The following is an 11,810-nucleotide window of genomic DNA, read 5'->3' as shown; positions in this document are numbered from 1 at the left end:
ATAGATTGGGGCAATAAATGGCATATATGACGCAAAAAGATTTAGCGAATACTGAGGTAGATTGTGTTCGCGCGCGTCAAATTGCCGACGGCGTGCACAGCGTGCAAGACGCCATTGCTCAAGCCGAATCGCGTTACGGGCGCAAAGCTGGGTCTGTTACGCTGCTTGCTGCAACTAAAACGCGAGATGTTGGCGAAATCATGGCAGCGCTCAGAGCAGGAGTGCGCGTAATTGGGGAAAATCGTCCGCAAGAAATTGTTGCAAAAGCAGAAATTTTACGCAAGGAAGCTGCGCGCGAGAATTTAAGCGTTGGTGTAAACGGCGAAATTCCGCTCTACTTAATAGGTCAGTTGCAAAGCAATAAAATAAACAAAGTCTTGCCTCTTGCAAATGGGATTCAGTCGGTTGATAGCATTGATCTTGCGCAAAAAATATCTGCTCGCGCTCAAAATTTGGGACTTCGCGTAGACGTTATGCTGGAAGTGAACGTTTCGGGAGAAGTTACGAAATCCGGATGCGCGCCAGAATGCGCGATTGACGAAGCGCTCGCTATATCTAGCTTGCCGGCGCTTAATTTGCGCGGATTCATGACGCTTGGAGCGCGCGTGGATGATGAAAAAATAGTGAGAAGTGGTTTCGCAAAATTGAGAGAAATTAGAGATTGTGTAAGTAAACAACTCGCGCAAGACTCTTCAAAACTAGAGCTTTCAATGGGAATGTCCGGCGATTTTGCGTGGGCGATTGCCGAAGGTTCAACAATGGTTAGAATCGGTTCGGCAATCTTTGGCCCGCGCGCATTTGTGTAGTCTTTGTGTAGTCTTAAATCAAATCAATAATTTCTCACGCATGCATAATCACATTGCGCAGCGAACCAATACCATTTACATGCACAATCGCTTCGTCGCCAGCGTGCAAAGTTCCTGCTGGATACGGCGTTCCAGTCAAAATAACATCTCCTGGAAGAAGCGTTGAGAAGCTTGAAATCGCAGCAATTTGCTCTGGGATACTGTGAATCAATCGCGCTGTAGTGCCGTCAGCTTCCGGAACATTTTCGCCATTAAGCGTAAACGAGATATGCGCGTCTCGCCAATTTAGCTCGGTTGTAATCCATGGACCAAGTGGGCAAGACGTGTCGAATCCTTTTGCGCGCGTAAACATTGGATCGCTGCCTGCGCAATCACGCAAAGTCACGTCGTTTACACATGTAAAGCCAAAAACGTAGTCCATTGCCTTATCTACCGACACATTTTTGGCGATTTTGCCCATAACAACAGCCACTTCTGGCTCAAAATTCATATCGTTCGAAAAAGCCGGAATAACAATCGGATCGTCAGGTCCTATTACAGATGTGCTCGGCTTTGTAAAAATCACCATGTCTGCTGCCGTGTGACTTGACAACACAGCAGAAGATGCGCGCTCTTCAGCAGAACGCGTATCGTAGTTTTTTGCCAATCCGTAGACTTTTGAAGGAATTACTGGTGCAAGCAGGCGCACGCCATCGGTGTCTAACTCGTAGCGCTTACCTGTTGGTTTAACTCCTTGAGGGCTTAGTGGATGGCCTTCTAGCGCTACTAAATAATCCTTACCGTCTGCTTCGTCTTTTTGAACGAAAGCGTACTGCGGAACTTCATTATACGAAAAACGTGCAATTCTCATATTTTTAAGATTACGACATATTTAATACTTAGGAAAATACTTAGGAAAAGTCGCAAGCAACCGTTGTATAAGAAAACGCCACAAACATCTTGAAAACAAAACTTGAGTGTAGTAGACTCAAGTTTTAGAAATTGACAGAATGTGGTTTGAGTGCAATCGCAAAAAGTGCACGTAAATCACCTAAAATCCGCTAGATAGCGGTGCAAATGGGGGTAAATATGGAACAAAAATTTACGACCTTAGCGCAAGATGCATTAAGTGATGCTGTGCAAAGCGCGGCGGCAGCTGGCAATGCGCAAGTTGATACGTTACATTTGGCAGATGCTTTACTTCGCCAAGAGCAAGGCGTAGTGCGCGCGCTTATTGCACAGGCTGGTGCAGATGCGCAACAAATCGGCGCTGAAATTCGCAACGCATTAGTGGCACTGCCTTCATCTACTGGCTCAACTACAACTAAGCCAGACGCAAGCCGTCAGCTTTTAGCTGCGCTAAGCCAGGCAGAAAAAGAAATGCGCACAATGGGAGACGAATACGTTTCTACAGAGCACATGCTTATTGGCATAGTTGCAAGCGCGCCGAATGCAGTTGCGGATATTTTCAAAAAGCACAACGTTTCCGCAGACGCGTTGCGCAAGGCTGTGCCAACTGTACGCGGAGGCGCGAAAGTTACAAGCCCAGATGCGGAAGGCAACTACAAAGCGCTCGAAAAATATTCGGTTGATATGACTGCGCGCGCTCGCGAAGGAAAGCTCGATCCAGTAATTGGACGAGACCAGGAAATTCGTCGCGTGATTCAGATTCTTTCTCGCCGCACGAAGAATAATCCTGTGCTAATTGGCGAGCCAGGCGTTGGAAAAACGGCAGTTGTAGAAGGATTGGCTCAGCGAATCGTTGCAGGAGATGTGCCTACAACTTTGCAAAACAAGCGTCTTATCAGTCTCGACTTGGCTTCGATGGTTGCAGGTTCGAAGTATCGCGGCGAATTTGAGGAACGCTTAAAGGCAGTGTTGAAGGAAATTCAACAATCAGACGGTCAAATTATTACGTTTATTGACGAAATTCACACTGTTGTTGGCGCAGGATCTGCAGAAGGTTCAATGGATGCTGGCAATATGCTTAAGCCAATGCTTGCGCGCGGCGAGCTGCGCTTGGTTGGCGCAACTACGCTTAACGAGTATCGCGAGCATATTGAAAAGGATTCGGCGCTTGAACGTAGATTCCAGCAAGTGTTTGTTGGCGAGCCATCTGTTGAAGATACGGTGACGATTTTGCGCGGACTTAAGCAACGTTACGAAGCACATCACAAGGTGACTATTAGTGACGATGCAATCGTAGCTGCAGCAACGCTTTCAAACCGCTATATTACTGGCAGACAGCTTCCAGATAAGGCGATTGATTTGGTGGATGAAGCGGCAGCTCACTTACGTATGGAGCTTGATTCTTCGCCAGAAGAGATTGATGAATTGCAGCGCAAAGTTACGCGTCTTGAAATGGAAGAAATGCAATTAAAGAAGGCGGAAGATGCTGCTGCGCGCGAACGCTTAGAAAAGTTGCAAGAAGAATTAGCAAACTCGCGCGAAAAGCTTGCTGGTTTGAAGGCGCGTTGGGATGCGGAAAAGGCTGGCCATAACAAGGTTGGCGATTTGCGAGCGCAACTCGACGCTAAACGCGTAGAAGCCGACAAATTCACGCGCGAAGGCAACTTGGAGCAGGCAAGCCGTATTTTGTATGGCGAAATTCCAAGCATTCAAAAAGCTTTGGAAGAAGCGGAATCACAGGCTGCTGCTAATGCTAAGAGTGAAGCGAAAGAGCCGATGGTTCCAGACCAGGTTGATGCTGATTCTATTGCTGGAGTCGTTAGCGAATGGACGGGTATTCCTGTTGGCCGCTTGATGCAAGGCGAAAATGAGAAGCTGCTCAACATGGAAAAGGAGCTTTCTAAGCGCGTTGTTGGTCAAAGCGAAGCAATCCAGGCTATAGCGGATGCTGTGCGCAGAAGCCGTGCTGGAATTGCAGACCCGAATCGCCCGACTGGTTCGTTCCTATTCTTGGGTCCTACTGGCGTTGGTAAGACGGAGCTTGCAAAGGCTCTTGCTGACTTCTTGTTTGACGACGAGCGTGCAATGGTTCGCATTGATATGAGCGAGTACATGGAAAAGTCTTCCGTTTCTCGTCTAATCGGTGCTGCTCCTGGCTACATTGGCTACGAGGAAGGCGGTCAGCTTACTGAAGCTGTGCGTAGACGCCCGTATTCTGTAGTGCTTTTTGACGAAGTTGAGAAGGCACATCCAGAAGTATTCGACATTTTGTTGCAGGTTTTGGATGATGGTCGTTTGACTGACGGTCAGGGTAGAACGGTTGATTTTACGAATACGATTTTGATTATGACATCAAACTTGGGTTCGCAATTCCTTGTGCAAGAAGGCTTGGACGATGCTGCTAAACGCAAGGCTGTTATGAACGCTGTTCATGCTGAGTTTAAGCCAGAGTTCATCAACCGTTTGGATGAGCTTGTTATGTTCCATCCGTTGAGCCGCGAAGAGCTTGGTGGAATTGTGGATATTCAAGTTCGTCAAGTGGCTGCACGCTTGAGCGACCGCCGCATTAGCTTGGATGTGAGCGATTCTGCTCGCGCTTGGCTTGCAGAGCATGGCTACGATCCAGTTTATGGTGCTCGTCCGTTGCGCAGATTAGTTCAAACGGAAATTGGCGATCAACTTGCGCGATTGCTGCTTTCTGGAAAGGTACATGATGGTGCTCGCATAGTTGCGGATTGTGAGAATACTAGCGACCATGTGACCCTAAAGATTGCGTAGTGCCTGCATTTTTTAATGTAGTCAAATAATGTAGTCAAATAAAACAAAGCGTGCTGTTTATTGGATTATTTTCCAGTATGCAGCGCGCTATTTTGTTGCATAACGCTTATTTTTCTATGCAATAATACGCGTGTCTAATTATGTTTCAAAAGTCGAACCAGTAGTGTTTAATAGAACGTATGTTCGATAATATTGTGATGCTTGTTTTAATGGTGGTTGCTGTTGTAATAACCGCCATTGTTGTGCTGGCTATTGTTAAGCACAACTCTGGAACGCAAGGCGCTAATGGCGTAAACCAGCGCGAATTTAACGAATTGCACTCTCAGTATGAACAAGCGCGCGCGCAAGCGCAAGAAAATGGCAATCAGGCTATACGATATCGCACGCAAGCAGAGCAGCTTGCTGAGCGATTAAAGTTTGTTGAAGCAGAACTTGCTAAAGCGCAGCAAGCAGAGCAATTGCGAGTGAATCGCGAAGAGCAATTGCGAACAGAGCGAGAAGAACGCGAACGGTTAAATCGTGAGAAAACTTTGAAAGAGCAAGGCAAAGTCTTGGAAGCGCTTGCTCCAGTAAAAGACAATCTCGAAGCTTTGAAGAATAAAGTTTCGCAGATTGAAGAAGGGCGTAAGCAAGAAATGGGTGCGCTGAACACTCAGCTTAAAGGCTTAAGCGAGCAGCAAGCAAGGCTTGACCGCGAAACAAGTTCGCTTTCTGCAGCATTGCGAAATAATAAGGTTCGCGGAGCTTGGGGCGAGGCTCAACTAAAGAATATTGTGGAATCTGCAGGTTTGCTTGAGCATGTTGATTTTGATACGCAGGTTGTTGTAACGGGAGTAAATGGCGAACAGCAGAGGCCAGATATGGTTGTGCATCTGCCAGGAGGCAAAACAATTCCAGTTGATGCAAAAGTTCCATATGCGGATTATCAGCGCGCTTGCGAAATCCCAGATAACGCAAGCGACGAAGAATTAGCTAGAAGAAGTGAGCTTCTAAAAGCGCACGCTAAGGCTTTGCGAGAGCACGTTAGAGCATTAGGAGCTAAAGCATATTGGCAGGCTTTTGAAACAGCACCAGACTTTGTAGTTGCATTTATTCCAAACGAAGCATTGCTTCAGGCGGCCCTTGAGGCGGATCCAACACTTATGGATGATGCTTTTGCGCAAAAAGTAGCCCTCACTTCCCCAGTTACCTTGTGGGCTGTGCTTAAGTCTGTTGCATACGCATGGCAGCAGCAAAGTCTTACAGATGACGCAAAAGAACTTTTCGATTTATCTCGAGAATTGTACGATCGCTTTGCGGTTCTTGGAGAAAATGCTTCAAAGCTTGGCGTATCTTTGGCAAGAACAGTCGCAGCTTACAATAAGTTTGCTTCCTCACTTGAGTCTAGAGTGTTGGTAACAGCGCGTAAACTTCAGAAGTTAGACCAAAGTAAAGTTATTGCTTCAATAGATCTTATAGATTCCGATAAAGCTGATGTTAAAGAGCTGAGCGCTCCAGAAGTATCAGTAGAAGATCATTAAGCGTAAAAACATTAAAGCATAAAAAATTGAAGAACTCTAAACGCTAAGGAGTGCAAAAATGACAGAATTACAAGAGGAACGCGCGGAACTTAAACGCATGCTTTATGCAGATATGAGCGCGAAACCATTTAGCGAACTGTTTTCTGTTACATTTGCTCAGCGCGGCTCTAAGCTAGTTGGTGATGTTCTTTTTGACTCAATTGAGAAAGCTGGGTATTCGTTAGAGCGCGATGTTGACGCTGTTGGTGCGTTAACTGCCGCTGCAGTTCCAATGGTTTTTGCACTTATTCATGCTGCAGAACGTAAAGGAATTGCACTCGACGGCTTTGTTATGGATTTTGTTTTTCCTGCAACAAAAGGTCCGTCTGTTAAAGGCAAGCGAGTATTGTTACTTGACTCTTGGCTCTCTGAAAAATCGTATGTTCAAACTTCTTCGCTTGTGACTTTACGACACGGAAATGAATTAAGTCTTGATTTTGGCATTGTTAATCAGCAAGGCGCGCAAATTCTTGCTATAGTTGCATTAATTGGTGGTGTTGACGCCGACGAACAAGGCACAAGGCATCTTCAATTAGTAAATCCAATAAGTGAGGAGAGTACTAAAATGGCATTTGTTCAAGCTTTCGATGAAGAAGAATTACGTGCAGATGCAGATCGCGACGATTGCTGCAACGACAACTGCTGTGGCGGTCATTGCGAGGTTAAATGCACTGGTGATTGCAAGCATGATGGTTGCACTGAGCCATGCTGTGAAGATAACTGCTGCGGTGGTCATTGCAAAGTAGAGTGCACTGGTGATTGCGCTCACGATGGTTGCACTGAGCCTTGCTGTGAAGACAATTGCTGTGGCGGTCATTGCAAGTCAGGTTGCACAGGCGATTGCGCAACTGACGGCTGCCAAGATTAGTTGCAATTACTAGCTGCCAATACTAAGAAAAAGTATTAAACGGAGCAAAACTCACACATGCACGAACCGAATCCAATTACTTTGGCTGCAAAAGCTTCCGATGAGCCAGAATTTCGACCTATAGGAGTTGGCCCATGGGAAGACGAGCATCCAGGTGAACCTCGTCCAGATAATCCAGAATCGCCAAATTATGATGCGCGGTTTAGCACTGAATTACTAGACGAAGGCGACCAACGTAACGTCCTAGACCGTTACCGGTACTGGAAAGTAGAAGCCATAAAAGCGGATCTCGATTCTAAAGGCCGTCATGAGTTTGAAGTAGCTGTAGAAAATTGGACTCACGATTTTAATATAGGCTCTATGGTTCGCACTGCAAACGCGTTTACTGCGAAAAAAGTGTATATCGTAGGGCCTCATAAATGGAATCGTAAAGGCTCGTTAATGACCGAGCTATACCAATACGTTGAATGCTGCCCAACTATTGAAACTCTAGTAACTAATTGGCGCGAAAATATGCTTAAAGAAGCAGAAGAAGCGCATCAACTTTTGCTTAAAGCACAAGCAGAAGGCAATAAAGAAGCCGAAAAAATCGCAAATATTAAGGAACAAGACGCTAAAAACGCGCGCGTTATAGCGCTCGACATTATTCCAGGCGCTGTTGCTATGGAAAACTACAAGTTCCCTAAACGTTGCCTTATGCTTTTTGGCGCGGAAGGTCCAGGTCTTTCTAAAAAAGCACTAGAGATGGCGGATGACGTTGTTTATATTTCGCAATTTGGCTCTGTTCGCTCTCTAAACGCAGGAGCTGCTGCGGCTGTTTCCATGCACGCGTGGATTGCGCAACATGCAGCACCAAATTGCTAAATATTAATTAAAATTCAACAGTCTGTACTCATAAACGCTTACATTTAATGTGTATTTTTTTTTATTTGTGATACTGTTAAGCTATGTTAGAATTCCAACATATTACAAAGCGTTTCGGCGCAAAAACAACGCTTAACGACGTTTCTTTCGTCGCCGAAGACGGTAGAGTCACGGGCTTTTTAGGTCCTAATGGCGCTGGTAAATCTACTACCATGCGTTGCGCGTTAAATCTTATTCACGCCAATAGTGGCACTTCTCTTATTGACGGAAAACCTTACGCAAAAATCGCATCCCCAATGACGGAAGTTGGAGCAGTTCTTGATGCAAAGTCTGCCCACAGAGGTCGTTCCGCTTACAATCACTTGTATTCATTGGCTTTAACTCATGGAATATCAAAAAAGCGCGTTGACGAAGTGATTGATATTACTGGATTATCAAGTGTTAAAACCCGCAAAGCAGGTTCGTTCTCGCTTGGCATGAGCCAGCGTCTTTCGATTGCTGCAGCGCTTTTAGCAGACCCGCACAATCTCATTTTGGATGAGCCAATTAACGGTTTGGATCCAGAAGGCGTTAAGTGGGTTCGCGAATTGTGCAAGTATTACGCAAGCCAAGGTCGAGCAATACTACTTAGTTCGCACTTAATGAGCGAAGTTGCGCTTACTGCAGATAACCTTGTGATTATTGCGCATGGCGAAATTTTGAAGCGTACAACAGTACAAGATTTTGTTAATGCACATTCGCAGCACGCTGTGCGACTTGTGACTCCAGAAGGCGAAAAGCTAAAGTCTGTGCTTGCTCAAAATCATCCTGAATGCAAGATTTTGCAAGATGTTCGCACTCCTCAAGACGTTCAAGAAGGCGAGCTCCTCAGAATAACAGGATGCGAGCTTAATCAGCTTGCTCGCGAAATTGCAGATAATCAAATCATGGTTTATCAGCTGAATCAAGAGCATGCATCGCTTGAGGAAGCATATTTGGCTCTTACGCATGGCCAAGAGCAGTACGTGACTAGGACTATTCCTTCCGGAAACTTAAATCCTGCTGAGCAAAGTGTAGCTCAATTTAATAATCAGGGGAGTGCAAAATGAGTGAGCAAGTAGCAAATCAGCAAGTGCAATTGGCTGAATCTAACGCACACCAATCTAATGCATATCAATCTAACGCATACAAGACTGGCCGTAGCATGAACGCTCAGCACTTACGCCTTACATTTATGCACACGCTTAAATCTGAAATTGTTAAGCTGCGCGGACTTGCGTCTACGTGGTGGTGCATGGCATTAACAATTGTTTTGCCAGTAATTTTCAGCTTTATAATCGCGCTTGTGCAGAAAGCAATGTCTAAAGTTGACATTAAGAATGGAGCAAATCAAAGTAAATCAAGCGCTGCAATTACTGTTGGACCGAGCGATAAAAGTGACCTTATTGCATCTCAAGAAAGCATTTTCCGCTTGGTCGTTAGCTTTGCTTCTATATCTTTGATTGTTTTGGCGATTTTTGCAGTGCTTGCTGTAACTGCGGAACATTCTACGACTTCAATTCAGGCTTCTCTTACGGCTGTACCTAAAAGGGGTATGTTCTTTACGGCTAAGTTTATTGCGGTTGCAATCTATGTTTTTGTAGCCCAACTTATTGCAATGGCAGTTTCTTTAGCTGCTGCAGAATTAGCTTTTATGGGAGATAACATTTCCGGATTATCGGGAAGCAACGTGTGGAAATTGCCGCTTACTCTGTTCCTTGGCTCTCCTGCAATTATGGTTGTTGTGTCAGCAATGGCCTACGGTTTTGGCATGATTTGCAAGTCAACTGCTGGCGGAATTATGTGCGTTATTGGAGCCGTGATGATTCTGCAGGCCATTGTTAGCATTATTATGCTTGCAAGCAATTTTGCGAAGTGGACTTCAATACTTATTCAGATTTTGCCAGGCAATGCTGCAAGCCAATTCTTAGGAGTCTCCGCTAGTTCTGGGCGGCAACTTCCACCAAACGCATATGTTTTTACATGGTGGCAATCAGGCTTGGTGGTTCTCGCTTGGGGCGTAGTCATGTATGCAATTGGCCACGTTGTTGAAAAACATCGCGATATTTAACTACAAATAATATTTAGCAAACAACAAGGGCTTTATCTCGTAACCGACTACAAGATAAAGCCCTTAATTGTATTCACTTATATTTAATTTATTATTTATTAAATTATCTTTATTAAGTTATTTTTTGAAATTGTGATAAGTATCAGTCGTTCTTCACAGTTTCAGCAACTCGTGGCCACAAGGTGGTGCCCCAGTTCTTGATTGTGCGCTGGCGAACCAGTGGCAAATCGGAACGGTCATATACTGTACGCCATGGTTCCCAAGCCAAGCCGGTCTTCTCAACAAGCTTGATGCGGAGGTTACGCACATTGCCCTTGAACTGAATAGTGGTGTTGAAGTGAGCTGTACGATACTTGCCATTGCCTTCCCAAGCGCGAGAACGCACGTAAGGAGTGCCGTCAATCTCGGTGCCGTACTCATCCCAGTAGATGTAGTAGCGAGCTACGTAAGCTCCACGGTGATCCAAAGTCAAGTAGCCGTCGCGGTAGGAAGAAACCTTGGTTTCAACGTAATCGCTATTGGTTTGCAAAGTTGCTACTTCGTTATCCTTGACGAAGGAAGTGGTGTAAGCAATTGGAACTGCTGGGCTGGAGGTGCTCAAATTTGCGCCTTCTTGAATCAAAGCCTTCAACGTGTCGACGTTGCCGGTAATAACCTTGGCTGCACCGTTTGCGCTGCCGCCGAGAATTACAGCAGTTACAGAAGTGTTCTGCAAAATGCGGTGGAACTCGGTATTTGGCTTGATTTCAACACCCTTGATTGCAGCTTCAACAGCAGCCTGGAAATCGGTGCTCTTGCTGCGGGTGTCGAACTTTACGTACATTGAACGGCCGTAAGCTACGTTGGACACATATACTGGCGGACGCTTGCTGTCTACTCCGCGGCTCTTCAAGCTTTCTGGCGTAGTGCATGGTGCGAAGAAGTCAGCTGGGCTATCTGGAGCATCAACACTTACGGTGTAGTAGGTCTGCTTGAAGTTCACAATTTGAGTCTGCTTTTCGCCCTTGTGCACAGCGTCGAAATCAATCTTCAGCGGAACGCCAATCTTGGCGAAATCAGCACCAAACTTTGCCTTGAGCTGGTTCATGCTTTGTGCGCTTGCAGAATCGTACTGCATGCGAGCTGCAACATGATGGCTTGCAGCGTACTGTGCATTCCACTTGGAAACTAAGCCGTTCACTGTGGAAGTTACAGAGCTCTTGGTTGGGCGCTGAACAGTTACAGCACTTTCGCCGCCGTGGAAGCCTGGCAAATCAACGCTCAACGTGATTGGAGCGCGGTTTGCGGAAATCAGGCTTGGCATATTGTCCATCAAATTCTGGTCAGCGCGGAAAAGAGCACCTGGGTATACGCGATCATCGTTGGCGGAAGTAACCGACAAGTTTGAAGTTGTATTTGTGATGTTCTTCTTCTGATGCTCAACAACAACGAATTCATCGCCCTTGTTGAAGCTATCGCTAGAGAATTTGTTGTCAATGGTTTCGCCATGACGGGCGAGAATGTTTGTTTTATCGTATTGCAAATCCCACAAATAATTATTCAACGAGTCCTTCTTGGCTGCGCAAGATGCGGTTGGCTCAGAATCCTTAGCTGCAGGAGCGGCCATTGCTGGTGCTGCTAAGCATTGTGGAATAATAGTTGCGCCCGCGAGGAGCAACATTGCTGCATTACGGTAGAACTTTGTGTTATTCATATGTGTCCTTCAATTTTATATTTTATGTTATTTTTTATGAGATACCGTAACTTATTTGCTTCTATGCATGGAATGCTTCGCTGCATTAGCTTAATATCTCATAGCATTTAATTATTACATGCTTTTTTATTTCTGGGATAGTGAAATAAAACAAATTTTTTTATTCTGCAAATAAACGTATGAAGAAGGTTGGAATGCCAACATTCTTTTATTGAATTATTTCCATTTCATGGCGTGTTGACATGCATAGACCCTCGTCTTCACT

Annotated in this window: 9 protein-coding genes; 7 read left to right on the top strand and 2 right to left on the bottom strand. The window is 45.4% G+C overall.

The window, feature by feature from the left end:
• Nucleotides 1–17: 17 nt before the first annotated feature.
• A complete protein-coding gene (locus HXT20_RS06395) occupies nt 18–806 on the top strand; it encodes a YggS family pyridoxal phosphate-dependent enzyme (protein WP_004114122.1) in 789 nt (262 codons plus the stop codon).
• A gap of 34 nt (nt 807–840) precedes the next feature.
• Here the strand turns inward: HXT20_RS06395 and HXT20_RS06390 are convergent, their stop codons facing one another.
• Nucleotides 841–1,656: a fumarylacetoacetate hydrolase family protein gene (locus tag HXT20_RS06390; RefSeq protein WP_004114123.1), complete on the bottom strand. Its 816-nt coding sequence runs from the start codon at nt 1,654–1,656 to the stop codon at nt 841–843.
• A gap of 218 nt (nt 1,657–1,874) precedes the next feature.
• Between HXT20_RS06390 and clpB the strand changes: the two genes are divergently transcribed.
• From clpB to HXT20_RS06360, 6 genes are all read left to right on the top strand, one after another.
• Nucleotides 1,875–4,472, top strand: coding sequence for an ATP-dependent chaperone ClpB (gene clpB, locus HXT20_RS06385; RefSeq protein ID WP_248902955.1), 2,598 nt, complete (start codon nt 1,875–1,877; stop codon nt 4,470–4,472).
• A gap of 179 nt (nt 4,473–4,651) precedes the next feature.
• On the top strand, nt 4,652–5,992 hold the full coding sequence (locus HXT20_RS06380; protein ID WP_004114125.1) for a DNA recombination protein RmuC: 1,341 nt from the start codon (nt 4,652–4,654) through the stop codon (nt 5,990–5,992).
• 58 nt (nt 5,993–6,050) lie between these two features.
• Nucleotides 6,051–6,899 (top strand): hypothetical protein, encoded by an 849-nt coding sequence (locus tag HXT20_RS06375; RefSeq protein ID WP_004114126.1) that lies wholly within the window; start codon nt 6,051–6,053, stop codon nt 6,897–6,899.
• A gap of 57 nt (nt 6,900–6,956) precedes the next feature.
• Nucleotides 6,957–7,763, top strand: coding sequence for a TrmH family RNA methyltransferase (locus HXT20_RS06370; protein ID WP_004114127.1), 807 nt, complete (start codon nt 6,957–6,959; stop codon nt 7,761–7,763).
• Nucleotides 7,764–7,846: 83 nt separating this feature from the next.
• On the top strand, nt 7,847–8,851 hold the full coding sequence (locus HXT20_RS06365) for an ATP-binding cassette domain-containing protein (RefSeq protein ID WP_004114128.1): 1,005 nt from the start codon (nt 7,847–7,849) through the stop codon (nt 8,849–8,851).
• Entirely contained in the window at nt 8,848–9,852 is a 1,005-nt protein-coding gene (locus HXT20_RS06360; protein WP_004114129.1) for an ABC transporter permease subunit, read from the top strand. Before HXT20_RS06365 ends, HXT20_RS06360 begins: the two co-directional genes overlap by 4 nt.
• A gap of 142 nt (nt 9,853–9,994) precedes the next feature.
• On the opposite strand, the gene vly is transcribed toward HXT20_RS06360, so the two are convergent.
• Nucleotides 9,995–11,545 carry a cholesterol-dependent cytolysin vaginolysin gene (gene vly / locus HXT20_RS06355; protein WP_004574832.1) on the bottom strand — a complete coding sequence of 517 codons (1,551 nt, stop codon included), beginning with the start codon at nt 11,543–11,545 and terminating at the stop codon, nt 9,995–9,997.
• Between the last annotated feature and the right edge of the window lie 265 nt (nt 11,546–11,810).

It is taken from the genome of Gardnerella sp. DNF00109 (assembly GCF_049262845.1).
GTDB lineage: Bacteria > Actinomycetota > Actinomycetes > Actinomycetales > Bifidobacteriaceae > Bifidobacterium > Bifidobacterium vaginale.
This window is presented reverse-complemented; position numbering and strand designations above follow the sequence as displayed.